The following is a 24,783-nucleotide window of genomic DNA, read 5'->3' as shown; positions in this document are numbered from 1 at the left end:
CATTTTTCAAGACGGAAGCCAGAAGGCTTTACGCCGGAATATGGATGATGGCGCGAAGACCGCCAGCCGGTGCATCGTCCAGTGTAATATCACCGCCGTGACTGCGTGCGATGTCGCGTGCAATGGCAAGCCCCAGCCCGCCCGTGCCGCCTGAATCCTGCGTTCGCGCTTCATCCAGCCGGACGAAAGGCTTGAAGACATCTTCGCGGCGGTCTTCCGGAATACCGGGCCCATCATCGTCCACGACGACTTTCAGCCAGCCTTCGACATGCGAAATCGACAGCTCGACATTTTGCGCGTGACGGAAGGCATTCGAGACGAGATTGCTAACCAGACGCGAGAAGGCGTTGGGGCGCACATGAATCTCGCTGTCGCCTTCGATATGATATTTGAAGCCGCGTTCCCGCAGGCGCGCCTCGCTTTCCAGCTTCTCGCACAGTTTGGTAACGTCATAGCTTGCCGTTTCCTCCGATCCTTCGCCGCGCGCAAAGGCGAGATAGCCTTCGAGCATGGTCTGCATATCGGCGATATCCTGATTGAGCGGCTCGGTATCGATGGAGTGGCCGACCAAGGCAAGCTGCAGCTTGAAGCGGGTCAGGATGGTGCGCAGATCGTGGCTGACGCCTGACAGCATGGCTGTGCGCTGCTCGATCTGGCGCTCGATGCGCGAGCGCATCTGGACGAAGGCAATGCCGGCACGGCGCACTTCCTCGGCGCCGCGCGGGTGAAAACCTTCCGGCATCGGTCGTCCCTTGCCGAAACTTTCCGCCGCTTCGGCAAGCTGTTGTATCGGTTTGATCTGGTTGCGCAGGAAAGCGATAGCGATAATCAGCAGAACAAGCGCGGTGCCGACCATCCAGGTCAGGAAAATGCCCGTATTGGACGCATAGGCCTGACTGCGCCGGGCAAAGACGCGCAACACCTTGTCCTCAAGTTTGATCCTGATTTCGATAAGATCGGAATCGCCAACCGTATCCACCCAGAAGGGGCGATTGATCTGGCGGGTAATCTCTTCGCTCAGGAAGTAATCGAGAATGGCGAAAAAGGGTTTCGGTCCGGGAGGCGGCAGCGGATCTGGTGGCAGGATCGAAATGTTCAGCGCCAGCCGCTGCTGCGCGATGCGGATGAGATTGTCGTAGCCGGGTTCTTGCGGGTAGGTTTCAAGAATATCGATGATGCCCGCAATATCACGCACAACGGCGGTCGAAAGTCGTTCGGTGACCATTTGCCAGTGGCGTTCCATGAACACATAGGCGATCACGGACTGGAGCAGAACCATCGGGGCAATGATGATGATGAGCGACCGCGCATAAAGCCCCTTCGGCATGATGCGCGCCAACCAGCGGGTGAACTTTCTCAAGGGCGATTTCATCGTGTTAAAACGTCCCTAAGTCCTCAACGGTTGCGCTCTAAATAGGTATTTCGCTGCAAGGCCGCTTCGCACCTTTGCTGGAAATGCTCTCCCGGAAGTATCGCTCTCGGTGGATGGCGTTCCCCGTGAACGACATTGCGATTGTACCTTTTGTACATGTCGCCCTGCGTTTTGAGAAAACACCATTTTCTGATCGCGATATTCCTGATTGTCGACGGTTGCTATTCGATGCTGAGCTTGTAGCCGATACCGCGCACGGTCTGGAGCCAGACCGGATTGGCTGGGTCCTGTTCGATCTTGCGGCGAAGGCGATTGATCTGGACGTCGATCGTGCGTTCACCGACATCGCCGTCCTGACCGGTCAGCTCGTGGCGAGGGATGGTTTCACCGGCACGTTCGGCGAAGATCGCCATGATGTCCTGCTCGCGGTCGGTCAGCTTGATCGTTTCGGTGCCCTTCTTCAGCTCGCGGCGCGGGATGAAGAATGTATAGGGACCGAAGACGATCTGCTCGATCTTCGGCTGGGTCGGCGGCGCGCCGCGCCGCAGGATATTGTTGATGCGAAGCGTCAGCTCGCGGGGATCGAACGGCTTGGGCAGATAATCGTCTGCACCCGCAGCCAGCCCATCGATACGGCTGTCGGTTTCCGACAATGCGGTGAGCATCAGGATGGGGACGTTCTTCTGTTCGCGCAGGGATCGTGTCAGCGAAACGCCGGTTTCGCCCGGCATCATCACATCCAAGATGAGCAGGTCGAAGTCGATGCCTTCCAGCTTTCGGCGCGCCTCGGCGGCACTTCCAGCCATGGTGACACGGAATCCGCTATTGGTCAGATATTGCGAGAGAAGGCTGCGGATACGCGTGTCATCGTCAACGACGAGGAGGTGAGGCGCGTCATCCGAGAGCGTCTTTTCTTCTTCTGCAGCCATGGCGTCTTTCGATCCCATTCCGTTCCAATTCGACTATGACGCAAGATGCGTCGCACGGCATATTACTCACTGGAATGCGGCACGTCTATTCACTGCCTGCACGGAAGCGTTTTTGTACAAGCACTTACTGCTACTTTTCGTAACACGTCCTCTCAGCCTTGCCGGGCGGAGCTGTCTTCTGCGGAAAACTCGTCGATTTGCGCCCGTCGTTCGGGATTGACCATATTATAGAGGAAGCGTTCGATCACGTCGCGGTCCTGCGGTGCGCAGTCTTCCAGCGCACGCGCGATGCGCCGCGACTGCGGAAGGGCGAGGGCGAGCGTGAGCTGACGACCACTTTTGGTCGGATAAAGCTTGCGGTGACGACGGTCATGCAGGCCGGTGGCCTGGACGACATGGCCGGTATCGATCAGTTGCTTGAGCACGCGCGACAGGCTCTGCTTGGTGATCCGCAAAACCTCCAGCAGCTCCGCAACGGTCATACCGGGTTTCCGATTGATGAAGTAAAGGACACGGTGATGCGCCCGCCCGAATCCGATCTTTTCCAGAATAAGATCGGGGTCGGCGGTAAAATCGCGATAGGAAAAAAACAGAAGTTCAATCACGTTGAGATCGGCCGCCTCCTCGGCCGTCAACGGATTGCTTATATAATTCATATCGTTCGTCGAATTCACATCTGTGCTCCGTTCTGCTGCGTTAAATATGTCAGCATTATTGACATAATTCAATCGCCCAGATAATTTTCGATAAGTGTAAGCTGGCTTTTTTGGAATAATGTTCGCGCTGATGCATGCAAGGAGGATGAATAATTGCGCTGGCTGGTTTCCTGCACCGTTTCGAACGAAAGGTGGCGGGATCGGGTTGCCGCAAGATTCTGTCTCTATGGAGGATTTAATATCTTTCCATGCATGCTCCGCCTGGGATTCGCGCAATATGTTTGCGTGACATCAAAGCATTTTGAACGAAAAGGCCAGTGATTACGCAGGAAAAGGTGACCGTCGCGCCAGTTATGTCGATTTAGCTGGGGAAGACGGGTTGCGGAGAAGTTTGCCCGATCTGAAAGCGGCTGGAAACCAGATCGAGACAGTGCCGCGAGAAAAATTAGGAGCAAGAAAATGGCTGCGATTCCATTCGATCAACGGGACGGATTTATCTGGCTGGACGGAGAATTCGTCGATTGGAAAGATGCAAAAATCCACGTTCTGACACATGGCCTGCATTATGCGAGCGCCGTGTTTGAAGGCGAACGTGCCTATGGCGGCGAGATATTCAAGCTCAACGAGCATACTGAGCGCCTGCACGAATCTGCGCGCATTCTCGGCTTCGAGATTCCTTTCAGCGTTGCGGAAATCAATGACGCCTGCCGTGAACTTCTGCAGAAGCAGGGGTTTGAGGATGCCTATGTGCGGCCGATCGCCTGGCGCGGTTCGGAATCGCTGGGCGTCTCGGCGCAGAACAACCGTATTCATCTTGCCATCGCAATCTGGCAGTGGCCGAGCTACTTCTCGCCGGAAGAAAAGATGAAGGGAATCCGGCTCGATATTGCCGAATATTGCCGCCCTGACCCGCGCACCGCGCCCTCGCGGTCGAAGGCTGCCGGTCTCTATATGATCTGCACAATCTCCAAACATGCCGCCGAAGCCAAAGGCTACGCCGATGCGTTGATGCTCGACTGGCGCGGGCAGGTTGCGGAAGCAACTGGTGCTAACGTCTTCTTCGTGAAGGACGGAGCACTGCATACGCCGAAGCCGGACTGTTTCCTCGACGGTATTACGCGTCGCACGATCATTGATCTTGCCAAGCGTCGAGGCATCGAAGTTATTGAGCGGCCAATCATGCCGGAAGAACTTGCCGATTTCTCCGAATGCTTTTTGTGCGGAACAGCAGCGGAAGTGACGCCGGTATCCGAGATCGGTCAATACCGTTTCATGCCTTCCGAAATTACAAATGTTCTAATGAATGACTATTCTGCAGAAGTTCAGCCAAAGCGGGCGGCAGCAGAGTAACTGAGTTTTAAACAGAAAAAGAGCGGCCTTCGGGCCGTTTTTTTGTTGTTCCGTCGCTTATTGTTTGACATTCCCTAGTTTAGGCACAAGATTTTTTTGCCGGAGTCGCGTTATTCCGGTTTAAAACTCAGATGGGGTGACGGTTATGGAATCTCTACTACCTATCATTCTCCAGCTTGTCGCTGGCGCGGTTGGCGGCAACATCGCAGGCGCAGTCAAGAATATCAGCCTGGGCACCACGGGTAACACGGTGGCAGGCGGCATCGGTGGTGTCATCCTCGGCCAGCTGCTTCCGATGTTGACTGGCGGTGGTCTCGATTCCGCTCTCAGCGGTATTGTCGGCCAGTTGGCAGGCGGCGGCGTTGGCGGTATCGCCCTCACGGCTATTGTCGGCCTGATCAAGAACGCGATGGCCGCCAAGGCCTGACGCACTACAGACTGCATGGTTGTGGGGACAACCGGTGAGACGAACTGTCAGAGCGCATTCCGAAGACCTTGAAACGGTTCTCGGGGAGGGTGTTTTGGACAATCCTGGAGAGGGAAAACGGGCGGCGTTCAGCCGCCCGTATTTTTTTGAGCTTCACCTGAAGGTCGCGGGACTAGAGCGTCGATCTGATTCAATCAGATCGACGCTCTAGTCCTTTGTTTTAACGCGCATCTTTTCCGAAAACCGTTTCACACTTTCGGGACGCGCTCTAGAGCGGTTCCAGTTAACAAGGAATTGTAGAACCGCTCCATCTCTTTGTATGTACGCATTCTCCAACGCATCGAAGCGGGATAAGAAATCAGTCCCGTGAACTGATTTCCCGCGTAGACGCTTCGCACTTTTGCTGGAAATGCTCTATCTGTGTGTCAGAAAGCACCTTCCTGACTGCTATTTATTCGAGTGGAGTAAGACTATGGGGCAATTGCAGGCCATCATCGTGCCCGTCACGCCGTTCCAGCAAAACTGTACTATTCTTTTCGATAGTGAGACCAAGAAGGGGGTTGTGATTGATCCTGGCGGTGATCTTGACCGCATCCGGGAGGCGATTGAATCCCAGGCGGTCGACGTAGAGGCGATCTGGATCACGCATGGTCATATTGATCATGCCGCCGCAGCGCTCGACCTCAAGGAAGCTCTGAATGTGGACATTATCGGCCCGCATCGGGACGACAAGTTCCTGCTTGATAATCTTGAAGCGACCGGCCTGAAATACGGGATCACGGAAGGCGTGCGCAACGTCACACCAGATCGCTGGCTGAGTGAAGGGGACAAGGTTTCCGTCGCCGGTCACGAGTTCGACGTCTTCCATACACCCGGTCACGCGCCGGGCCATGTCGTGTTCTTCAGTCCCGAGGCGCGGTTTGCGATTGTCGGTGACGTGCTTTTCAATGGTTCGGTCGGGCGAACCGATCTGCCGGGCGGCGATCACGCGGCGCTGATTCGCTCCATCAAGGAAAAGTTGCTGCCGCTCGGCGACGACATAGGTTTCATCTGCGGACATGGTCCCGGCGGACGGTTCGGTGAAGAGCGACGCTCCAATCCGTTTCTGACCGACGTCGGATATGCCTGATTAGGGCGCATCCCGAAAAGTGTGAACGGTTTTCGGAAAAGATGCGCGTTAGAACAAATACTGAGAGCAGATCTGATTCAATCAGGTCTGCTCTAAAAAAGCCGCCTCTAAAGGCGGCTTTTCATATTGATGATCTGTTTAGTTGGCGGAGCAGAAGTGATCGCGCCCGTCATAACCGCGATAGGTGCCGGTATTCGGATTGAACGACCGGTAACGGTCGGAACAATACTGATACCAGCCGCGGCTCCATGGCTCATAGCTTGAGCGATAATAGGTCGCCTGGCGAGCCGGGGCTGCCGGATAATAGGCAGGCGGCGGTGGAGGCGGCGCATAGACCGGGGCAGGCTGCACATAGGTCGGCTGCGGCTGGCTCAGCGCGCTGCCGATGAGGGCACCTGCTGCCAGACCGATCACACCTGCGGCGACAGCGTCGCCATTGTTGCGATGCCGGTCACGATAATAGGGACGGTCCCAGCCGCCGCGATCCCAACCATGACGACCCCAGGAATCTGCCGATGCTGTTGCAAGCGGTGCGGCAACTGCCGCGAGGGATGCCGCTGCCAGAATGGCTGTTTTCGCAAATCGGTTCATTGTTCGCTCCTTCAGAAGCTCGACTGTAATTTCTCCGATATGTCTGCCAATCGGGCACGGACGTATCGTTTATGAATAACTGATTAACTCTTTCGACATGAATGGAGGCTGAACAATGGTGAAGGGGGATGGAAAGCTGTCAGTTTCCGGTAAATTACATGCAGTATCTGTAATATTTCGCGCCTGAATTGCGGGGCTTTTGTCGGCGGTAAAGGGCAATAAAAAACCCCGGCAGAAGCCGGGGCAAAGGTAGGTTCTTTTATGAACAATTAGCCGGTAACGGTGATGTTCACGGCCTTGGGGCCTTTGCCGCGACGATCCGGTTCCGTCTCGTAGGAAACCTTCTGATTGTCTGCGAGGCCAGTGAGGCCAGAAGCCTGTACAGCTGAGATATGTACGAAGATGTCAGCGCCACCGTCGTCCGGCTTGATAAAACCGAAGCCTTTTTCGGTATTGAAGAATTTGACCAGTCCGGTCTGTGCCATTGGATCCGTTCCTTTTCCTTGGCGCCACCGCTCTTGTGGGAGACAGTGGTATTACAAATTCTGCCAAGCGCACCACACACCCGGCAGAGGGTTATGCAGGCAGTTCTCGACATTGGGAAGGAACCGATCATTGCCGAAGGGGAGCCTTCGACCCGGAACTTATAGCGGCCCCGGCACGCCGTTCTTCCAGTCTTCCATTTGTTCGCTAAGTGCCCGAACAGGTGGAGACTGATCTATGATGCGGTATTTGGCAAGCAAATTCTTTGGGGGGTACATGATTGGTTATCTTTGAACCGGTATCGTCTGTAATTTTTACGATTGTTTCAAGAAAATCGTCTAGCCATTTCCAAAACTGAACAGGCTATCCCTAATATATCGGGAATATAGTGCCATTTTTTCGGGTTTTCTCATCGATTGCGCGAAACTATGCATGCACCACCGGCAGCGCGCAGCTTCGCACAAATACCGTCGGCTTCACTACGGCTGTCTGCCCCTATGCGTACTGCGTATATACCACGTCGACCGATCGGCGTGCGAATCCGGCTGATGACGGGATCATGGCCGGCAAGCACGGTACTGAACTGCTTGCGCAGACGCGTCCATTGATTGAAGGCCGCGCTGCGGCGGAAGTTGCCTGCGACCTGTATGCCCCACGGTTTGGGTTTCACGCGCGACATGGGAATGGTGGCGCTGCGGATGATGGGCAGACGCTTGCAAGCCTCATTGAATGCAAGCTTTGGATCCAGCGGGCGGTTCACGATCTCCTTGCCCGCCGCAAAGTCGTCGGCAGGCGCGCCAGTAATGTCCAGCACATAATTTTCTGTTTCGAGCGGCAGGAAACCGCCGGACCGCATCCAGTTGGAAACGCGCCCGGACCCTGCATTATAGGCGGCGGCTGCAAGGCCCCAATTGCCGAATGCACCTTTCAGATCCCGCAGGAAACTCGCCGATGCGGGAATCGCCTGCTCGATGTCGAAAGGATCGGCAAGGCCGCGTTCCTTTGCCGTGTAGGGCATGAATTGCGCGATACCCTCAGCGCCGACAGGGCTGACGGCATTGTGGTCGAAACGGCTTTCCTTCCAGATCAGCCGGGCGAAGAAATCGCGTGGAATGCCATGGGCGTCGGCATTGGCGCCAATGAGCTGGCAGATGCGACCGACAGTCGGCGTTTTCTTCTCCGGCGGTAAAGGTGGCGCATAGACCGGCGGGTTCGGTTCACTCGCTGCATAGGATGAAGCGACGCCGAAAGGCAGGCTGAAAAGCTGCGAAGCCAAGATAACCGCTATGCTGCGCCGGTACCGATTCATACTGCCTGTTCCGCCCCTCAACCTCGGTCAAAGTAACCTATATGGGCGGGTTGTCGATATGGTCCGCAAGGTTTTGCACTTTTGCAAAAAGACTTGCCCTTATTGAAGGTTGCGCCATCTTAGCGTTCGGGACAAAAGGAGAGGAAAATGCAATTTCATCGTTTCAAACAGTTGGCTGTGCTTGCGGGCGCACTGCTTCTCGCCGGTTGCGTTGCAGAAGGCGGGCCGGACTATCGCCCACCGATGCGCCCCGGACCGTCACAGCCGCAAATCTGTCCGATGAATTATGCGCCTGTCTGCGCCACGCGCGGCTCTTCACGCAAAACCTTCGGCAATTCATGTCAGGCAAGAGCGGAGGGCTATCGCATCATCGCAAACGGTCAATGCTCATCGAGGCCGGGCCCGGGATGGGGCGGTGAAGGTGGCATGCGTCCGCCACATCAGGGCAACAGACCGGGTAGACCGGGAGCGGGCGCCTGTACGCGGGAATATATGCCGGTTTGCGCGCGACGCGGAAACGACAGGCGCACGTTCCCCAATCGTTGCGAAGCCGACCGCGCAGGCTATCGCATCATGAATGGCGGGCAGTGCCGCTGAAGACGGTTCACATGAAAGGGCGGCAAGGGCCGCCCTTTTTCACGCCGCATCCTGTATGGAGGGTGATGATTCTTTCGCCGGTTTGCCAAATCGGTTGATATTGGTGTCGCCCCATTCCTTCAATGCAAGCAGAATAGGCTCAATGCTGCGACCCAGCGGGGAAAGGCTGTATTCCACCTTTGGCGGCACCTGAGCATAGACTTTGCGCTCGATGAGGCCGTCTTCTTCCAGCTCCCGTAGCTGGTTGGTCAACATGCGCTGCGTGACACTGGGTATCTGTCGTCTGATTTCATTGAACCGAAGCGTACCATCCATGAGATGGAAGAGAACGACGCTTTTCCATTTTCCGTCGATCAGGCTGATGGCCGCTTCTACCGCACAACCGGGGCTGCAGTCGAAGCGTGAATGCTTGGCCTTGGTCATATCGGTATCCTTTATATACTAAGTACGAATATTGACACTATGGGCGATATTTGTGCGTATTTATATTATTCGATAGTAGTCTAATATTTGGTCCATAGCAAATGGAGCAAAGACAATGAAAGCTGTTGCCTATCAGGACGCTGGTAAATTGGAGCGTGTGGATTCGCTCATCGATGTGACACTGGACAAACCGGTTGCCGCCGGGCGCGATCTGCTTGTTCAAGTGGAAGCAGTTTCAGTAAATCCGGTTGATTATAAAATCCGTAACGGCGTTTCGCCCGAGGCTGGCCAATGGAAAGTGCTTGGCTGGGATGTGGTTGGAACTGTCGTCGGGATCGGGGATCAGGTGCGGGATTTCAAGTCCGGCGACAGGGTCTGGTATGCAGGTTCGCTGATCCGTCCGGGTGCCAACAGCGAGTTTCACCTTGTCGATGAACGCATCGTTGGGCACAAGCCAGCATCGCTTGCCAATAGTGAAGCTGCGGCCTTGCCGCTGACGTCGATTACCGCCTGGGAAATGCTGTTCGACAGGCTGGATGTGCGCGAACCTGTGGCGGGTGCGGCTAAGGCCATTCTTATTATCGGCGGGGCAGGTGGTGTCGGTTCGATCACGATCCAGCTGGCACGCGCATTGACCGATCTGACGGTGATAACGACGGCTTCGCGACCGGAAACGCAGGAATGGGTCAAGCAGCTCGGCGCGCATCATGTCATTGACCACAGCAAGCCGCTGGCCGAACAGGTTGAAGCTTTGGGGATCGGTGCACCGGCCTTCGTCTTTTCGACGACGCAGACACTGGATCACCTTTCTGAAATCGTCACGCTCATCGCTCCGCAAGGCCGGTTTGGACTGATCGATGATCCGGACAAACTGGACATTATGCCCTTCAAGCGCAAGTCGGTGTCGGTGCACTGGGAACTGATGTTCACGCGCCCGATTTATCAGACCGCAGATATGGCTGAGCAGGGCAGGCTGTTGAACGAAGTCGCGCGACTGGTTGACGAAGGCAAGGTCAAGACAACGCTGACGGACGTTCTTTCACCGATCAATGCCACCAATCTCAAGGCAGCTCACGGCGTACTTGAAAGCGGCAAGGCGAAGGGCAAGATCGTGTTGGAAGGCTGGTAAGTCCTCCAACACATAATCAGTGCGCCCCAATCACCGTCCCGGTCGGCCTGTCTTGCCGGGGCGGCGCTTCTTGCGCGCCGTTTCGGCCGGGTCTTCGTAAGACCCGATGCCGGCGCGCTCACGACGGATCGCCACTTCGTTTCCGCCAGCGGGCACTTCCGTCCGCTTGACCGTCATCTCGTCCAGCGTGTTCTTGCGGAACAGCGGTTTTGCCATGTCGGTGCCCGGTCCCATGTCGTCAAGCGATGGTTTCTGGAACAGAGACGGCTTGCCAGCGGGGCGTGTCGTGTCGGCACCCATTTCATCCAGTGTCGGCTTGCGGAAACGGGATTTGCCAGTGGGTTTTCCGGTGGACTTGCCCTTGTTGCGCCCCGCACCTGCATCGCCCGCTTCGAATTCGCGTGCCAGCGGATCATCGGCGATGGCCAGTTCGGTCTCGCGCAACCGCTTGATTTCGTCGCGCAGGCGCGCGGCCTTTTCGAAGTCGAGATCGGCAGCGGCGTCGCGCATCTGCTTCTCCAGATGCTCCAGATGAGCGGCAAGATTGTTGCCCATCATCGCGCCTTCTTCGGCAAAGCCTGAAATATCCGCGCGAACATGATCGCGCTCGTAAACCGAGCCGAGAATATCCGAAATATTCTTCTTCACCGAGGCAGGCGTGATGCCATGCTCTTCATTATAGGCGACCTGTTTTTCGCGGCGGCGGCTGGTTTCGTCCATCGCACGCTGCATCGAGCCGGTGAGGTTGTCGGCGTAGAGAATGACCTTGCCGTCCACGTTACGCGCGGCACGGCCAATGGTCTGGACCAGTGAGGTTTCCGAACGCAGGAAGCCTTCCTTGTCGGCGTCGAGAATGGCGACGAAGCCGCATTCGGGAATGTCGAGACCTTCGCGTAGCAGGTTGATGCCCACCAGCACGTCGAACGCGCCGAGGCGCAGATCGCGGATGATCTCGATACGCTCCAGCGTGTCGATATCCGAGTGCATGTAGCGCACGCGCACGCCCTGTTCATGCAGATATTCGGTCAGATCTTCAGCCATGCGCTTGGTCAGCACCGTGACCAGTGTACGATAGCCCTTCTGCGCCGTTTCGCGAATTTCGCCCAGCACGTCATCGACCTGTGACTTGGCAGGGCGGATTTCGACAGGCGGATCGATCAGCCCGGTTGGACGGATGACCTGTTCTGCGAATACGCCGCCCGCTTCTTCCATTTCCCAGCCGCCCGGCGTTGCCGAGACAGCGATGGTCTGCGGACGCATCGCATCCCATTCCTCGAAGCGGAGCGGACGGTTGTCCATGCAGGATGGCAGGCGGAAGCCATATTCGGCAAGCGTTGCCTTGCGGCGGAAGTCGCCACGATACATGCCGCCGATCTGCGGAACCGTGACATGGCTTTCATCGATGAAAACCAGCGCGTTGTCGGGAATATATTCGAACAGTGTCGGCGGCGGCTCACCGGGGTTGCGGCCGGTCAGATAGCGCGAATAGTTTTCGATGCCCGCGCAGGAGCCGGTTGCTTCCAGCATTTCCAGGTCGAATGTCGTGCGCTGGTCGAGGCGCTGGGCTTCCAGCAGGCGACCGGCATTGTTCAGTTCGACAAGGCGGTGCTTCAGCTCTTCCTTGATCGACTTCATGGCCTGATTGAGTGTCGGGCGCGGCGTCACATAGTGCGAATTCGCGTAGATCTTGACCGATTTCAGCTCACCTGTTTTCTGGCCGGTCAGCGGGTCGAATTCGGTTATGGTTTCGATCTCGTCACCGAAAAGGGAAATGCGCCAGGCGCGATCTTCCAAGTGGGCCGGGAAGATTTCGATCGTGTCGCCACGCACGCGGAACGAGCCGCGCACGAAGTTGATGTCCTGCCGCTTGTATTGCTGTGCCACGAGATCGGCGAGCAACTGGCGCTGGTCGAGCCGGTCGCCGATCTTCATTTCGAAGGTCATTGCCGTATAGGTTTCGACCGAACCGATACCGTAGATGCACGATACGGAGGCGACGATGATCACATCGTCGCGTTCGAGCAGCGAGCGCGTGGCCGAGTGGCGCATACGGTCGATCTGCTCGTTGATGGACGATTCCTTCTCGATATAGGTGTCCGAGCGGGGCACATAGGCTTCCGGCTGGTAATAATCGTAGTAGGAAACGAAATATTCGACGGCGTTGTTCGGAAAGAAGCTCTTGAACTCGCCGTAAAGCTGCGCGGCCAGCGTCTTGTTTGGCGCCAGGATCAGTGCAGGGCGCTGCGTCCGCTGGATGACCTGCGCCATGGTGAAGGTCTTGCCCGAACCGGTGACGCCGAGCAGGACCTGCGTGCGGTCGTCATTCTCCAGCCCTTCCATCAGATCGCGAATAGCCGTCGGCTGATCGCCGGACGGTTCGAAGCTGGTTTCTATCTCGATGGCGATGCCGCCTTCGGATTTTTCCGGACGGGAAGGGCGGTGTGGCGTCCACAGTTCGCCATTCTTGAACAAGGGATTGCCGGATGCGATCAGGTCCGACAGGGCCTGAACCGTTGCGGTCGCACCAGACGGATTGAGCCCGGCAGCGTCTTCCAGACTGATATCGAGGCCGGCAACGGGATTGAGACCAGCCGCCGCACGCTCCTTGGCGGAAGCGGCGCCGCCCATCGACGTGCCTCGACCGGTGCGCGACGCTTCCTTGCTGCGCTCGGGGATTTTCTTTGGCTGTTTCGGGGGCTGCTTCGGGTTTTTCGCGCTCGCGCCGCCGCTGGGCTGCTTGGACTTTGCAGCCTCGTCGCCAATCTCCTTCGCCCAATCGGCGATGGAACCGGATAGGGGCGCACCGGAAAACTCGGCCTGTGGCGCTTCGCCGAAGCCGCCAGCCTTGTTGTGCGAATCCTGGGAGTGTTTGTCTTTTGAGGAAGCCATGTCCCCAATATGGAATTTCAACGCCTAAATGAAAAGAGTGTGGGGACGAAATCCTCCACACCCTTTTTATATCCAGCGAGGCTCCTGACAGAAGGCTGTCAGGAGGGCTCGCGTTTTCTGGGTTGCTCTAAAGCCTGCCGCCGAGACGCATACGGGGACCCGGACCGAAACCACGACCAAAGCCGGGGCCAATGTCGTGATGAAAGCCCGGATTGTCGCGCCAGCCGGGTCGGTCGACCCAGTGAGGACGAGGTGCCCCCCAGTTGGACTGACAATTGCGCCCGATGCAGCCATTATAGACATTGCCGCCGCCGCCGCCCCAGCCACGATAAGGGCCAGGACCCCAACCCGGTCCCCAGCCGGGGCCGCTATTGGCGATGGCCGAGCCGATGACCATGCCTGCGATGAGCGGTATGCCGACCGCTGCGGCGGTCGATCCGAAATTGTCGTTTGTCGTGTATCCGTTACCTGTCTGGATAGCGATGTAGCTGGATGCAGCCCAGCCGGTCATGCCGCCATATGTGACCTGGCACCAGCCATAGCCGCTGGTGCAGCCGCCCACAGCGATGCCAACGCCGTTCGGTATCGATCCGATGCTCCCATACTGAGTGCCGGGGCCGACGCGCAGATTAATTGTCGAGGTGACGATTGCCGATGATGCATAAGCATTTGTTGAAATAAGGAGTGCTAATGTAATGATGGAAGATTTAACCGATAGCTTCATATATCGTTCCTCTAATATACTTCCTTTATTTATTCATAGCACGAGAATTGTTATTTAACTTCATCACGTTTTTTCGATTTCAGTTCATGATTAATTATTACTAAGCTCGCGTTTCGTGAATATACTTTAAAATATTCGCGGCACTTTTCTTCACGGCGGGCTTGTCACATATTAGAGGCCGACTCTCTCAAGCATTTAAGGACTCACATCCATGAATACCGACACTACGCCGAAGGGCATGTTGACATTGCGCGTGCCCGCCATGCCCAAGGATGCGAATGCAGCGTTCGATATTTTCGGCGGCTGGGTGATGGCGCAGATGGACTCCGCCTCGGGTATTCGTGCCGCAGAGCGCGCCAAGGGCCGCGTGGTGACGGCGGCTGTCCGTGAAATGTCCTTCGCCAAGCCGGTGAAGATCGGCGATGCGCTTTGTGTCTATACGGAGATTACGAAGGTCGGACGCAGCTCGATCACGCTGCGGGTCGAAGCCTGGGCGCAGCGTTACCTGACCCAGCACATGGATCTCGTGACCCACGGCGAATTCGTCATGGTTTCTCTGGATGAGAACGGCAAGCCGTCCCCGGTGCCGCCAGAAGAATAAAGCATCGTCGAGCCCGGCATTGCGCCGGGCTTATTTACAGGCGCGATAGCCGCTGCGGCGCTGCATCAGGTCGAAATGGAAGTGATCGGCATGTTCCGGGTTATAGCCGGGGCCGAGAACCGTCGAGAAATAGCCGCATGCATCGGAGCGTACGCTGTTGAGCAGGCCTTTTTCCCGGAAGGCGAAAAAGCCCGGCTTGCGCACCATGATGTTCTTGCCGTTGTTCAGCACGATCTTGGTGACGTCGATGGCGTTGCCGCGTGAATGTTCCGACATTTTTGCGCCGCGACGGCTGTTCATCGTGCGGCAGGAATAGCCTCCGGCATTGTAAATCGTGCTCACCCCGGACAGATAGCGCAGCCGCGAGGCGGGTTGCAGGTCGCCCTTGATCCAGCGGGCAAATGCTTCCGTCACCTGACAGTTCAGCGTTGCCGCCGGTTTGAAGGCGATAGACCCGCTGTTGAAGCCGGATACTTCGATGGGATTCGCGATCTGACAGGAACTGCTGCGATAGATCGTCGGCTTTTCCTTGAACACGACGCCGAGCCGTTTCAGGCGCGTACGACAGGCCGCTTCCGCATTGGACATCGTGTAGATGTTTTCAGCAGCCGTTACCGGGTTTTGAATAGGGGCTGCGAAGCCGTAATCGCCGGAATATTGCGGCTGGCTCTGCGGCGTGGATTTCGCGACGTGGTTTTCTTCCTCCTCGGCAAGCCCCACGATGCGCTCTTCCTGCGGCTCCTGCATGACAGGTGCTTCTATTGCCGGGGCAGTACTCGCGACCGGCGCATCGGGTACAATCATATCCGAATTGCCGACACTGGCCTGCGGACGCGGGGCGCTTTCGCCGGAACAGCCGGCGATGATGGCCAGCAGGGCGACGGATAGTGACGGGGCCAGACCTCGCAACCGGGAGCGCTGGCGGCTGACTGGAGCGGTGGCGGACAACGCAGAACTCATGTCCATACCTTTTCTTCAGGAGACCAGACCGATGGCGTTTCCCGAATATTAGCCCGCAAGCGTAAAGGAAGAGTCAGCGCCGGTGTTAAGGGCTGTGGCGCAAACGGGGCAGCGGCAAGGCGCAGGATTGGCAAGATGCCACCTTTGTTCTATCACCGTGCAGCGGTTTCGGGCCATGCCGCAGACAATATCCTCCCGGTCCCTGAAGTCATTTCCATGTCAGCACTGATTTCGCCAAGCGTTCTGCCGATCCTGCTTCTCATCGGTTCGAACGTGTTCATGACATTTGCCTGGTACGGGCATCTGAAATTTACCAGCACGCCGCTTGTCACTGTCATTTTCATAAGCTGGGGTATCGCGCTGATCGAATATTGTCTCGCGGTTCCGGCCAATCGCATCGGGCATGAGGTCTATTCGGCGGCGCAACTGAAGACCATTCAGGAGGTCATCACATTGGTGATCTTCAGCCTGTTCTCGGTCTTCTATCTCAAGGAGGCCTTTACCTGGCACCATCTGCTGGGCTTTGCCTTCATAGCAGGTGGTGCGGCTTTGATCTTCAAAGCCTGATAGAATTCACTCGGCGGGAACAAGCACTGGTTTGCGTTTCCAGAACATGGGAATGAGCTCGACGGCCAGCATGGCGGCAAAAATCAGTCCGCAGCCGATAAAGCCGATGAAGGTCAGTCGTTCGCTGAGGAAGATGGCGCCGAACAGGGCTGCGAAAAGCGCTTCCGACGACAGGAAGATCGCGGCCTGTGCCGAGGTGGTATAGCGCTGCCCGATAGCCTGCAAGGTGAATGCGATGCCGGACGAAAAAACGCCGGTGAAAAGGATTTCCTTCCAGGTGAGCGTAATGGCAGCCCAGTTGAAATCTTCGACCATGGATGCGATGGCAAGGCCTGCGACAGCGCTGGTCGCAAACTGGATGCAGCTAAGTGCAATAGGCCGTCCTGCGCGGTTTGCCCGGCCGATCAGGACCACCTGCAAGGCCCAGAAGACGGCGCCGCTGATGATCAGCCAGTCACCTTGCTTGAGTGCGGTCAGCGTTCCGCCGGAAAGCAGGAAGATACCTGCCAGACATGCCGCTGCACTCGGCCAGACGACCGGGTGCGGCCAGGTGCGAAACAGAATGACGCCGAGTACAGGTACCATCACGACATAAAGCCCGGTCAGAAAACCGGCATTGGTGACGGAGGTGGTGATGAGCCCTATCTGCTGAAGCACCAGCCCGGTGAACAGGCTCAATCCGACGATCATGAAGAAGATATAGTTCGACCGGCTCAGGCTGGCCTTTGCCTTTCTCCCTTCGGCTATGGCCAATGGCAGGACTGTAAGCGAAGCGATTGCCGAGCGGAAACCGATGAACAGAAACGGGCCGATACTGGCCATCGCCGTCGATTGGGCGACGAAACCCATGCCCCAGATGACGCCTGCCAGAAGCAGCAGCATGTTGGCTTGTACGCGCGTCATCATTGCCTCGTTTCAAACTTTTCAGGGTGCATTTCTATAGAAAGAGAAACCGGACGCTTTTCGGCCTTTTCCGGTCGCCATGCTATAGGCAATATTACGGGCGGACGGCAAGGGAACTTCCGATTCTGCGACATTCGCGCATGGTCTGTTTATAGTTAGAGCGATTTCTTACTACGGGGTGTTTTATGCTCATTTTGAATCGTCAATCCGTTGCGGTAACATCGATTGCCACAGCGATGCTGCTTCTGGCGGGTGGGGAATCGCAGGCTGCTTTCAAGAAAATTCGCGATACGCTGGTTCTGTGCGATTTCGCGCAAAATTGTACGCTGACCCTTTCTCCGGTTGCGAGTGAAGGCGCGCCGGGGCTTGGTATCTTTCGCAGCAGTCAGTCCGGGTCGAAACCGGTGTTGAGGCTGTCCTATGTCGATCCGTCTCAGAAGACCGGCAAAATGGAAATTTCAATCGATGGCAAGTCGGTGCTCGATGTCGATGTCTCGGCTTTGAAGGCACAGGACGACCAGCTCGATTACACGGGCGATATCGACAAAGCGCTCGACGTGATGAAGAATGGCCAGAAACTGCAGCTGAAATTCGCCGGAAAGACCTCGATCTATTCGCTTTCTGGCCTTGTCGGCGGGCTGATCTATGTGGACGAGCAGCAATCGCGCGACGGAACGGTCGAGGCATTGCAGGTCAAGGGTGGCAAACCGGCACCGGTCCCACCACAGATCAAGCTGATTGAAACGGTCGAAGAAATACCGGCTGAAATCCGCAAGGATTTTTCCGACGAAACGGCGGTTTGTGGCGGGGCGAGCCCCGGCACGTTCCGCAATGCGGGCGGTTTCGAGACGACGATTGCCGATGGTCTCGATCTCATCGGCCTGCCATGCGGATCGCCGGGCGCCTATAACCAGCCTTACACCTTCTACAGCCGCTACGAAAACAAGATCGTGCCGATCTCGCTGCCGACCATTTCGGACGATGGTCCGACAGTGACCGACACGGCATGGAACATCGACTGGACCCAGAAGACCAGGACGCTGACGGCTTTCTTCAAGGGAAGAGGGCTTGGTGATTGCGGCATTTACGATGTCTGGAAAGCCACTGACAGCGGCGAGGGCCGGGTTCGCTTCGTTCTGTTGCAGGAGCGTTCCAAAGGAGATTGCGACGGCAATTATGCCGGAGGTCCGGAGAAATGGCCCGCGAGCTGGCCAGTCAATTCAAAATAGTCAATTCGAAATAGTGGCAGCTTTGGACAGAGCATTTCCAGCAAAAGTGCGAGGCGGTTTGGTGTTGGATAATACGTGCAAACAAAAATATGAGCGGTTGCACAATTCCGTTTTAACGTGAACCGCTCAAGAGTTGACAGAGACATATTTTTCCGCGTGAAATGATTGATGGAAATGCTATAGTTCTGTGAACGGCTATTCGAACGGTTCCGAGACGGGTGTTTCGGTGACCGTTTTCTTTTTGTGTGTCGGTGGCTGGTAAGCCTCCGAAAAGCGCCTCGCACTATCCAAGCATTGCGCGAGGTGAGGCGGGCAAATCAAACTGCCGGTGCGTGCAGGCCTCGGGGTGAGGCGAGCGCCGGACGAAGGAAAGGACTGGGTATGGAAAAGTTCCCTATGACCCCTGGCGGTTTTGAAAAGCTCAAGGAAGAGCTGCGCTGGCGTCAGCAATCGGAGCGCCCTCGGATTATTGAGGCGATCGCGGAAGCGCGTGCGCATGGCGATCTGTCGGAAAACGCCGAATATCACGCTGCGAAAGAAGCCCAGAGCCTGAATGAAGGTCGTATCAACGAACTGGAAGATCTGGTTGCACGCGCCGAGATTATCGACGTTTCGAAACTGTCGGGCGACCGCATCAAGTTCGGCGCTACCGTCACCATGATCGACGAAGATACGGAAGAAGAAAAAATCTACCAGATCGTCGGCGATCAGGAAGCCGATGTGAAGGAGGGCCGCATCTCCATTTCATCGCCGATTGCGCGTGCGCTGATCGGCAAGGGCGAAGGCGACACGATTGAAGTCAACGCACCGGGCGGCTCGCGTTCCTACGAAATCCTCAGTTTGAAGTTCGTCTGATTTCCGTGTCCGCTGACAAGTCAGTTTCAGGACCAGATTCCGGACAAGTTCGGGTTCAGGATGTCGAAGTGGTGGCGCCGAATTTCAAGCGCCGCCTCTCCGGTGTCACATCGACGATTGTTCAGCTTATCCCTTTGCAGCGCGCAAACGGCCTGAACATTGCCACGATGGGGCCGGGCCTGCCTGACTCACTTCCCCATCTGGGGTGGAAAGCTCTGCTGTCCTTCTGGTCGAAGCCGCGGACGAAACCGTTCCGCATCTGGCATGCGCGGCGCAATATCGAAATGCTGGCCGGTATTTTCATGCGCGATGTGCTGCGCATGAAGCTGAGGCTGGTGTTTACCTCGGCTGCACAGCGCGACCACAAGCCTTTTACCAAATGGCTCATCCGCCGCATGAATGCGGTGATTGCAACGAGTGGCCGGTCGGGAAGCTTTCTCGAAGTCCCGCATCAGGTCATCATGCATGGCGTGGACTTGCAGCGATTCCATCCGCCTGTTGATGAAGAAGATAGTTTTGCGGCTTCCGGTCTGCCCGGAAAATATGCCATTGGTTGTTTCGGCCGCGTGCGTTCCTCCAAGGGAACGGACCTCTTCGTCGATGCGATGATCGCACTATTGCCGAAATATCCCGAATGGACGGCCATCATCACCGGGCGCACGACCGCTGAGCACCAGTCTTTCCTGGACGATCTGAAGGCGAAGATCGCCGCTGCCGGACTGCAGGATCGTATCCTTATTCTGGGGGAAGTGCCGGATATCCGGGTCTGGTATCGCCGTCTGACGCTTTATGTCGCGCCTTCGCGCAATGAAGGTTTCGGGCTGACACCGCTTGAAGCCATGGCGTCGCGAACGGCCGTGGTTGCCAGCGACGCAGGCGCCTATGCGGAAATGTTCGTTGACGATACGGGCATATCGGTTCCGGCGGGGGATGGCGAAGCCCTGCGCAAGGCAATCGAGCCCTATATGGCAGACCCGGCACGCGCGGAACGCGACGGCGAAAATGCTCTCAAGCATGTCCGCGCCACTTTTCCGCTTGAAAAGGAAGCTGCCGCTATCAGTGCTGTTTACGAGCGCGTATTCGCCGGGAAGTAGCAAGCCAGAGCGGTTCCGGTTAAAACAGAGTCACTGGAACCGCTCTATCCGTTTTTATGCATGTCTTTATCCCGAAACCGGTTCCCACTTTCGGGAGACATGCTCTAATCTCGGCGCAAAATCCAATATTTAAAGGATCATCAGCGGTTCGTCCTTGACCGGACGAATGGTCAGAGCTGTGCGCACGGAATCTACATTGGGAGCGGCGGTCAGCTCTTCGATCACGAAGGTCTGGAACGTGTTGAGATCGCGCGCGACGCAATGGAGCAGGAAATCGGACTCACCCGAAACCATCCAGGCGCGGCGTACAAGAGGCCATTGCTTGGTTTTTTCGGCAAAAGCCTTGAGGTCCGCATCGGCCTGACGATGGAGGCCGACCGAACAGAACGCCACGAGGTCCTGTCCAAGGGAATTGCCATTGAGAATGGCGCGATACCCCCGGATGACGCCGCTTTCTTCAAGCTTGCGCACACGGCGAAGGCAGGGCGGAGCCGAAATGCCGACGCGTTCAGCCAGCTCGACATTGGTGATGCGCCCGTTATTCTGGAGCTCCCGAAGGATTTTCCAATCGATATCATCCAGATCGGCCTTGATCGGCATGCGTAACTCCGCGCGCAAGGAAATTTCATTCCGGGGTAATTATAGAACATTCGTCGCCATTGTGGCGCAATCTAATCCTGCTCATATCAAATGAAACAGGCGGATGTAAACTGCCTAACGCTCTGTCAACGCACCCAAAAAGCGCGAGTGAACAGGATATACACGGTAACGAGCTCCAGACGCCCGACCAGCATCAGGAATGAAAGGACCCATAAGGCGGGGTCCCGAATGGTTGAAAAATTGCCGACGGGGCCGATGGTGTCCCCCAAACCGGGGCCAACATTGGAAAGCGCGGTCAGGGCGCCAGTGAAGGCCGACACGAAGTCAAGTCCGAGCGAGGCGAGCAATACGGCGCCCGTGACGAGGGAAGCGCAGTAGAGGAACAGGTAGAGAAGAACGTTCTGTGCAATGTCACCGGAAACTTCCGAACTGCCGTAACGGATCTTGATGACGGCGTGGGGCATGATGAGACGGGCGAGATTAGCCTGCGTCAGGCTCCACAGGATGATAAGACGGTTCATCTTGATGCCGCCTGACGTGGAGCCGGCGCAGCCGCCCAGAAATGACGCGAGAAAGAAAATTCCAATCGCTGGCGGTCCCCAGAGCGAATAGTCCTCTGTGGCATAACCTGTCGTGGTCATGACCGAGACAAAATGAAACGCGGCCGAGATCAACGCATCGCCGAACGGCACATTGGAACCGAGCCGCAGAACCACTGCGAGCGCAAAGCTGAATCCGATCACGATTGTGAAGAACAGCTTCACCTGGGGATCTGCGAGCAGCTCCATGCGCCGCGGCATGAAGGCTTTGATGTAAAGCACGAAGGGCAGAGCCGAGAGGGCCATGAAGATCGTGGACACGACCAGAAGCAGTTGGTTTCCCTCATAGAAGCCGAGCGAGCTGTCATGCGTCGAAAAACCGGCTGTGGCCACTGTGGTCAGGCCATGATTGATGGCGTCGAAAACGCTCATGCCGACAGCAAAATACGCAATAATGCAGGCGGCGGTCAGGCTGAGATAAGCAAGCACGATGCCCAGTGCTATCTGGTTCATGCGCGGAAGGATTTTTTCCGACTTGTCAGAATTCTCCATGTGGAAAAGCGCGAGCCCGCCCGCGCGCAGGGAAGGCAGCATCAGCAGGGCCAAGCCGATAAAGCCGACGCCCCCGATCCAGCACAGAAGCGACCGCCACAAAAGAATGCCACGCTGCATATTGTCGAGCCCGGTCAGGGCGGTGGCTCCGGTGGAGGTAACGCCCGACATCGCCTCGAAGAACGCCGTCGCATAACTGATCGGCAGATGTGAAAAATAAAGCGGAATAGAGCCGAGAAAGCTCGCAGTCAGCCAGAGGCAGGCCGTCAGCAGAAAGCCGAGGCGCGGGGTGAAGCGCATTGTCTGGTTTTGGGTGGCAAGCAGGATCAGGGCAGAGAGCGCGCCCGTTGCCGCAGCCGAGCGCACGAAGATCAGCCAATCGTCACTTCCATCGCGCAGATCTATTGCGGCGGGCAGGAGCATGGCAACAGCCATGAGGAGGCCGAAGCGCGCGCAGATATTGGCGACTGTTTTATAGATGGCGGACGGCTCCGAGGTTGGGCGAATTGTCTCTCATGTGATGTTTGTTTAGCGTGAGATCGATCCACCCGCAACGTGTGGCTGTCAAAGGGTTTGCTTAAAGGCCACAAGCTGTGGCTAACGCACAGCAAATCCCTGTCAAACCTTGCAAACATTCAGGGGCAGACCTACTTTGGCCATAAGGTCGGGGCATTGGCCGAACTGGACGCGAAAGCGATTCTGGTAAGCCAGAACCCGCTGCTTTAAATCGATTTTAGAGCACACCCAAAAGTGTGAAATGCTTTGGACCAAGGTGTCCTAAGACAAACGTGCGAAAACAGACATATGGAGCGTCGATCTGGCTCGATCAGGTCGAAACGCTCCGGGACCGGAGAGAACTTCATGTCACAGCGTCATGCGCCAGTCATCGTCATCGGCTCAGGTCCTGCTGGTTATACCGCGGCGATTTACGCCGCGCGCGCGATGCTGAAGCCCATCATCATTGCCGGGCTGCAGCAAGGTGGCCAGCTCATGATCACCACGGATGTGGAAAACTATCCGGGCTATGCCGAGCCGGTGCAGGGGCCTTGGATGATGGACCAGATGGCGACGCAGGCGCAGAATGTCGGCGCGGAAATCGTCCATGACATCATCACCGAGGTGGAAACCACGGTGCGTCCTTTCCGCCTGAAAGGTGATTCTGGCACGGTTTATACCTGCGATGCGCTGATCATCGCGACGGGTGCACAGGCCAAGTGGCTTGGCCTCGACAGCGAACAGACATTCATGGGCGGCGGCGTTTCGGCTTGTGCGACCTGCGACGGTTTCTTCTATCGCGGCAAGGACGTGGTCGTTGTCGGCGGCGGCAATACGGCTGTCGAGGAAGCGCTTTATCTTTCGCATATCGCCAAGAGCGTGACGGTCGTGCATCGCCGCGACGGCTTCCGCGCAGAGAAGATCATGCAGGATCGTCTGGTCTCGCGCCAGAACGTCTCTGTGATCTGGAACAGCGTGATCGACGAAATTCTCGGCACGCAAGCAAAGCCGCCTATGGGTGCGACAGTGACCGGCGTGCGCCTCAAGAATGTTGTGACGGGTGAGACACAGGAACTCGACACGCATGGCGTTTTTGTCGCCATCGGTCACGCGCCTGCGGTTTCTTTGTTCGAGGGCAAACTCAAGCAGAAGCCAAACGGCTATCTGTGGACCGCGCCCGATTCGACGGCCACCGATGTTGCGGGCATTTTCGCCGCTGGCGACGTCACGGACGATATTTATCGGCAGGCTGTGACCGCCGCCGGTATGGGTTGCATGGCTGCTCTTGAAGCCGAGCGTTGGCTCGCCGCACAGGAACCGCTGCACGAAGCTGCGGAATAGAGCCTTTCCGAGCCAAAAGTGTGAGGCGGTTTTGCATAAGGTGAATGCGGTGAAAACAATGAGAGGGGATAATCGTGGTCGCTCCGCTCGACTGGGATAAACTGCGCATATTTCATGCTGCGGCTGAGGCTGGGTCATTCACCCACGCGGCCCAGACATTGCATCTGTCGCAATCGGCTATCTCACGGCAGGTGAGCGCGCTGGAGCAGGATGTCGGCGTTCCGCTGTTTCATCGTCACGCGCGTGGTCTGATCCTGACCGAGCAGGGCGAAACGCTTTATCGCACGGCGCATGACGTGCTGATGAAGCTCGAGAACGTTCGTTCGAAGCTTGCCGAAAGCAAGGAAAAGCCGACAGGCCGTCTCCGCGTGACGACGACCGTTGGTCTGGGTTCCGGCTGGCTGATCGAGCGTATTCAGGAATTCGTAGAGCTTTATCCCGATATCCAGCTCCAGCTTATCCTCGACAACGAGGAACTGGATCTGACGATGCGTCATGCGGATTGTGCCATCCGGCTGAGGCAGCCGCAGCAGCCGGACCTGATCCAGCGCCGTCTGTTCACGGTGCATATGCATGTCTATGCATCGGCTGGATATGTTTCGAAATATGGCAAGCTGAATTCGATCGAAGAGATCGACCAGCATCGCGTCGTCACCTTCGGCGAACCGGCGCCAAGCTATCTCACTGGCCTGAACTGGCTGGAGATTGCCGGACGTGCCGATGGCAGCACACGCATTCCGGCGTTGCAGGTGAACAATCTGCTGTCGATTCGTCGCGCTGTTCAGCGTGGTGTCGGCATTGCCGTTCTGCCCGATTATATGGCGGACAAGGAATCCGGTCTGGTGCAGCTTCTGCCGGAACTGGAAGAAATACCGTCCTTCGATACGTTCTTCTGTTATCCGGAAGCTTTGAAGAACTCCGCGAAACTGCATGCGTTCCGCGACTTCCTGTTCTCGAAGGCCCGCAACTGGACCTATTGATCGCATCCACATGAATGCAAAAGGCCGCGCTGATTGCCAGCGCGGCCTTTTTTGTTTTT

Annotated in this window: 25 protein-coding genes; 12 read left to right on the top strand and 13 right to left on the bottom strand. The window is 56.7% G+C overall.

What is annotated here, in order from left to right; all coding sequences use genetic code 11:
• Positions 1-28: 28 nt before the first annotated feature.
• The 3 genes from CQZ93_RS09410 to CQZ93_RS09400 all read right to left on the bottom strand — a co-directional run bounded on the left by CQZ93_RS09410 (position 29) and on the right by CQZ93_RS09400 (position 2,975).
• Positions 29-1,372, bottom strand: coding sequence for an ATP-binding protein (locus CQZ93_RS09410; RefSeq protein ID WP_105542330.1), 1,344 nt, complete (start codon positions 1,370-1,372; stop codon positions 29-31).
• A gap of 221 nt (positions 1,373-1,593) precedes the next feature.
• Entirely contained in the window at positions 1,594-2,301 is a 708-nt protein-coding gene (locus CQZ93_RS09405; RefSeq protein ID WP_105543249.1) for a response regulator, read from the bottom strand.
• Positions 2,302-2,453: 152 nt separating this feature from the next.
• Complete coding sequence (locus CQZ93_RS09400) at positions 2,454-2,975, bottom strand: MarR family winged helix-turn-helix transcriptional regulator (protein ID WP_105542329.1); 522 nt, start codon at positions 2,973-2,975, stop codon at positions 2,454-2,456.
• Positions 2,976-3,416: 441 nt separating this feature from the next.
• On the opposite strand from CQZ93_RS09400, the gene CQZ93_RS09395 reads away from it, so the two are divergent.
• The 3 genes from CQZ93_RS09395 (at position 3,417) to CQZ93_RS09385 (ending at position 5,863) form a co-directional block, all read left to right on the top strand.
• Positions 3,417-4,307 carry a branched-chain amino acid aminotransferase gene (locus CQZ93_RS09395; RefSeq protein WP_105542328.1) on the top strand — a complete coding sequence of 297 codons (891 nt, stop codon included), beginning with the start codon at positions 3,417-3,419 and terminating at the stop codon, positions 4,305-4,307.
• Between the two features lie 145 nt (positions 4,308-4,452).
• Complete coding sequence (locus CQZ93_RS09390; RefSeq protein ID WP_105542327.1) at positions 4,453-4,734, top strand: hypothetical protein; 282 nt, start codon at positions 4,453-4,455, stop codon at positions 4,732-4,734.
• Positions 4,735-5,206: 472 nt separating this feature from the next.
• Entirely contained in the window at positions 5,207-5,863 is a 657-nt protein-coding gene (locus CQZ93_RS09385; RefSeq protein WP_105542326.1) for an MBL fold metallo-hydrolase, read from the top strand.
• Between the two features lie 138 nt (positions 5,864-6,001).
• Here CQZ93_RS09385 and CQZ93_RS09380 read toward each other — a convergent pair whose 3' ends face one another.
• From CQZ93_RS09380 to CQZ93_RS09370, 3 genes are all read right to left on the bottom strand, one after another.
• Positions 6,002-6,454 carry a BA14K family protein gene (locus CQZ93_RS09380; RefSeq protein ID WP_105542325.1) on the bottom strand — a complete coding sequence of 151 codons (453 nt, stop codon included), beginning with the start codon at positions 6,452-6,454 and terminating at the stop codon, positions 6,002-6,004.
• Between the two features lie 269 nt (positions 6,455-6,723).
• Positions 6,724-6,939, bottom strand: a complete 216-nt coding sequence (locus CQZ93_RS09375) for a cold-shock protein (protein WP_010659637.1) — start codon at positions 6,937-6,939, stop codon at positions 6,724-6,726.
• A 407-nt stretch (positions 6,940-7,346) separates the two neighbouring features.
• A complete protein-coding gene (locus tag CQZ93_RS09370) occupies positions 7,347-8,246 on the bottom strand; it encodes a lytic transglycosylase domain-containing protein (protein ID WP_286152891.1) in 900 nt (299 codons plus the stop codon).
• A gap of 147 nt (positions 8,247-8,393) precedes the next feature.
• Between CQZ93_RS09370 and CQZ93_RS09365 the strand changes: the two genes are divergently transcribed.
• Positions 8,394-8,843: a Kazal-type serine protease inhibitor family protein gene (locus CQZ93_RS09365; protein WP_105542324.1), complete on the top strand. Its 450-nt coding sequence runs from the start codon at positions 8,394-8,396 to the stop codon at positions 8,841-8,843.
• Between the two features lie 39 nt (positions 8,844-8,882).
• On the opposite strand, the gene CQZ93_RS09360 is transcribed toward CQZ93_RS09365, so the two are convergent.
• Positions 8,883-9,266 (bottom strand): winged helix-turn-helix transcriptional regulator, encoded by a 384-nt coding sequence (locus CQZ93_RS09360; RefSeq protein WP_105542323.1) that lies wholly within the window; start codon positions 9,264-9,266, stop codon positions 8,883-8,885.
• Positions 9,267-9,381: 115 nt separating this feature from the next.
• Here CQZ93_RS09360 and CQZ93_RS09355 point away from each other — a divergent pair, with 115 nt between their 5' ends.
• Positions 9,382-10,395, top strand: coding sequence for a zinc-binding alcohol dehydrogenase family protein (locus CQZ93_RS09355; RefSeq protein ID WP_105542322.1), 1,014 nt, complete (start codon positions 9,382-9,384; stop codon positions 10,393-10,395).
• Positions 10,396-10,425: 30 nt separating this feature from the next.
• Here the strand turns inward: CQZ93_RS09355 and uvrB are convergent, their stop codons facing one another.
• Both uvrB and CQZ93_RS09345 read right to left on the bottom strand, forming a co-directional pair.
• Positions 10,426-13,284 carry an excinuclease ABC subunit UvrB gene (uvrB, locus tag CQZ93_RS09350; protein WP_105542321.1) on the bottom strand — a complete coding sequence of 953 codons (2,859 nt, stop codon included), beginning with the start codon at positions 13,282-13,284 and terminating at the stop codon, positions 10,426-10,428.
• A 127-nt stretch (positions 13,285-13,411) separates the two neighbouring features.
• Positions 13,412-14,008, bottom strand: coding sequence for an SH3 domain-containing protein (locus tag CQZ93_RS09345; protein ID WP_105542320.1), 597 nt, complete (start codon positions 14,006-14,008; stop codon positions 13,412-13,414).
• Positions 14,009-14,219: 211 nt separating this feature from the next.
• Between CQZ93_RS09345 and CQZ93_RS09340 the strand changes: the two genes are divergently transcribed.
• Entirely contained in the window at positions 14,220-14,609 is a 390-nt protein-coding gene (locus tag CQZ93_RS09340) for an acyl-CoA thioesterase (protein WP_105542319.1), read from the top strand.
• Positions 14,610-14,639: 30 nt separating this feature from the next.
• Here CQZ93_RS09340 and CQZ93_RS09335 read toward each other — a convergent pair whose 3' ends face one another.
• The gene (locus tag CQZ93_RS09335; protein ID WP_105543248.1) at positions 14,640-15,569 is read right to left on the bottom strand and encodes an extensin-like domain-containing protein; all 930 of its coding nucleotides are present in this window, start codon (positions 15,567-15,569) and stop codon (positions 14,640-14,642) included.
• A gap of 216 nt (positions 15,570-15,785) precedes the next feature.
• Here CQZ93_RS09335 and CQZ93_RS09330 point away from each other — a divergent pair, with 216 nt between their 5' ends.
• Complete coding sequence (locus tag CQZ93_RS09330) at positions 15,786-16,136, top strand: DMT family protein (protein ID WP_105543247.1); 351 nt, start codon at positions 15,786-15,788, stop codon at positions 16,134-16,136.
• Between the two features lie 6 nt (positions 16,137-16,142).
• Here the strand turns inward: CQZ93_RS09330 and CQZ93_RS09325 are convergent, their stop codons facing one another.
• Positions 16,143-17,039: a DMT family transporter gene (locus tag CQZ93_RS09325; RefSeq protein WP_105543246.1), complete on the bottom strand. Its 897-nt coding sequence runs from the start codon at positions 17,037-17,039 to the stop codon at positions 16,143-16,145.
• Positions 17,040-17,224: 185 nt separating this feature from the next.
• Here CQZ93_RS09325 and CQZ93_RS09320 point away from each other — a divergent pair, with 185 nt between their 5' ends.
• The 3 genes from CQZ93_RS09320 (at position 17,225) to CQZ93_RS09310 (ending at position 20,217) form a co-directional block, all read left to right on the top strand.
• On the top strand, positions 17,225-18,268 hold the full coding sequence (locus CQZ93_RS09320; protein ID WP_105542318.1) for a DUF1176 domain-containing protein: 1,044 nt from the start codon (positions 17,225-17,227) through the stop codon (positions 18,266-18,268).
• Between the two features lie 381 nt (positions 18,269-18,649).
• Complete coding sequence (greA, locus tag CQZ93_RS09315) at positions 18,650-19,123, top strand: transcription elongation factor GreA (protein WP_105542317.1); 474 nt, start codon at positions 18,650-18,652, stop codon at positions 19,121-19,123.
• A gap of 5 nt (positions 19,124-19,128) precedes the next feature.
• On the top strand, positions 19,129-20,217 hold the full coding sequence (locus CQZ93_RS09310) for a glycosyltransferase family 4 protein (RefSeq protein ID WP_105542316.1): 1,089 nt from the start codon (positions 19,129-19,131) through the stop codon (positions 20,215-20,217).
• A gap of 129 nt (positions 20,218-20,346) precedes the next feature.
• Here CQZ93_RS09310 and CQZ93_RS09305 read toward each other — a convergent pair whose 3' ends face one another.
• Together CQZ93_RS09305 and CQZ93_RS09300 are read right to left on the bottom strand one after the other, a co-directional pair.
• Positions 20,347-20,817 (bottom strand): Lrp/AsnC family transcriptional regulator, encoded by a 471-nt coding sequence (locus CQZ93_RS09305; protein WP_105542315.1) that lies wholly within the window; start codon positions 20,815-20,817, stop codon positions 20,347-20,349.
• 125 nt (positions 20,818-20,942) lie between these two features.
• Entirely contained in the window at positions 20,943-22,343 is a 1,401-nt protein-coding gene (locus CQZ93_RS09300) for a TrkH family potassium uptake protein (protein ID WP_105542314.1), read from the bottom strand.
• Positions 22,344-22,769: 426 nt separating this feature from the next.
• Here CQZ93_RS09300 and trxB point away from each other — a divergent pair, with 426 nt between their 5' ends.
• Positions 22,770-23,744 carry a thioredoxin-disulfide reductase gene (gene trxB / locus CQZ93_RS09295; RefSeq protein WP_105542313.1) on the top strand — a complete coding sequence of 325 codons (975 nt, stop codon included), beginning with the start codon at positions 22,770-22,772 and terminating at the stop codon, positions 23,742-23,744.
• A gap of 74 nt (positions 23,745-23,818) precedes the next feature.
• Entirely contained in the window at positions 23,819-24,724 is a 906-nt protein-coding gene (locus CQZ93_RS09290; protein WP_105542312.1) for a LysR family transcriptional regulator, read from the top strand.
• Positions 24,725-24,783 lie beyond the last annotated feature (59 nt).

This window comes from Ochrobactrum vermis, from assembly GCF_002975205.1.
GTDB classification, from domain to species: domain Bacteria; phylum Pseudomonadota; class Alphaproteobacteria; order Rhizobiales; family Rhizobiaceae; genus Brucella; species Brucella vermis.
This window is presented reverse-complemented; position numbering and strand designations above follow the sequence as displayed.

What these genes read in the sequence shown, in the direction of transcription:
- CQZ93_RS09365 (WP_105542324.1), top strand. Translation starts at nt 8,394, where the DNA reads ATGCAATTTCATCGTTTCAAACAGTTGGCTGTGCTTGCGGGCGCACTG.
- CQZ93_RS09360 (WP_105542323.1), bottom strand. Translation starts at nt 9,266, where the DNA reads ATGACCAAGGCCAAGCATTCACGCTTCGACTGCAGCCCCGGTTGTGCG.
- CQZ93_RS09355 (WP_105542322.1), top strand. Translation starts at nt 9,382, where the DNA reads ATGAAAGCTGTTGCCTATCAGGACGCTGGTAAATTGGAGCGTGTGGAT.
- CQZ93_RS09375 (WP_010659637.1), bottom strand. Translation starts at nt 6,939, where the DNA reads ATGGCACAGACCGGACTGGTCAAATTCTTCAATACCGAAAAAGGCTTC.
- CQZ93_RS09385 (WP_105542326.1), top strand. Translation starts at nt 5,207, where the DNA reads ATGGGGCAATTGCAGGCCATCATCGTGCCCGTCACGCCGTTCCAGCAA.
- CQZ93_RS09325 (WP_105543246.1), bottom strand. Translation starts at nt 17,039, where the DNA reads ATGACGCGCGTACAAGCCAACATGCTGCTGCTTCTGGCAGGCGTCATC.
- CQZ93_RS09410 (WP_105542330.1), bottom strand. Translation starts at nt 1,372, where the DNA reads ATGAAATCGCCCTTGAGAAAGTTCACCCGCTGGTTGGCGCGCATCATG.
- CQZ93_RS09305 (WP_105542315.1), bottom strand. Translation starts at nt 20,817, where the DNA reads ATGCCGATCAAGGCCGATCTGGATGATATCGATTGGAAAATCCTTCGG.
- CQZ93_RS09345 (WP_105542320.1), bottom strand. Translation starts at nt 14,008, where the DNA reads ATGAAGCTATCGGTTAAATCTTCCATCATTACATTAGCACTCCTTATT.
- CQZ93_RS09405 (WP_105543249.1), bottom strand. Translation starts at nt 2,301, where the DNA reads ATGGCTGCAGAAGAAGAAAAGACGCTCTCGGATGACGCGCCTCACCTC.
- CQZ93_RS09370 (WP_286152891.1), bottom strand. Translation starts at nt 8,246, where the DNA reads ATGAATCGGTACCGGCGCAGCATAGCGGTTATCTTGGCTTCGCAGCTT.
- greA (WP_105542317.1), top strand. Translation starts at nt 18,650, where the DNA reads ATGGAAAAGTTCCCTATGACCCCTGGCGGTTTTGAAAAGCTCAAGGAA.
- CQZ93_RS09380 (WP_105542325.1), bottom strand. Translation starts at nt 6,454, where the DNA reads ATGAACCGATTTGCGAAAACAGCCATTCTGGCAGCGGCATCCCTCGCG.
- CQZ93_RS09335 (WP_105543248.1), bottom strand. Translation starts at nt 15,569, where the DNA reads ATGAGTTCTGCGTTGTCCGCCACCGCTCCAGTCAGCCGCCAGCGCTCC.
- CQZ93_RS09320 (WP_105542318.1), top strand. Translation starts at nt 17,225, where the DNA reads ATGCTCATTTTGAATCGTCAATCCGTTGCGGTAACATCGATTGCCACA.
- CQZ93_RS09300 (WP_105542314.1), bottom strand. Translation starts at nt 22,343, where the DNA reads ATGGCTGTTGCCATGCTCCTGCCCGCCGCAATAGATCTGCGCGATGGA.
- CQZ93_RS09330 (WP_105543247.1), top strand. Translation starts at nt 15,786, where the DNA reads ATGTCAGCACTGATTTCGCCAAGCGTTCTGCCGATCCTGCTTCTCATC.
- uvrB (WP_105542321.1), bottom strand. Translation starts at nt 13,284, where the DNA reads ATGGCTTCCTCAAAAGACAAACACTCCCAGGATTCGCACAACAAGGCT.
- trxB (WP_105542313.1), top strand. Translation starts at nt 22,770, where the DNA reads ATGTCACAGCGTCATGCGCCAGTCATCGTCATCGGCTCAGGTCCTGCT.
- CQZ93_RS09390 (WP_105542327.1), top strand. Translation starts at nt 4,453, where the DNA reads ATGGAATCTCTACTACCTATCATTCTCCAGCTTGTCGCTGGCGCGGTT.
- CQZ93_RS09340 (WP_105542319.1), top strand. Translation starts at nt 14,220, where the DNA reads ATGAATACCGACACTACGCCGAAGGGCATGTTGACATTGCGCGTGCCC.
- CQZ93_RS09395 (WP_105542328.1), top strand. Translation starts at nt 3,417, where the DNA reads ATGGCTGCGATTCCATTCGATCAACGGGACGGATTTATCTGGCTGGAC.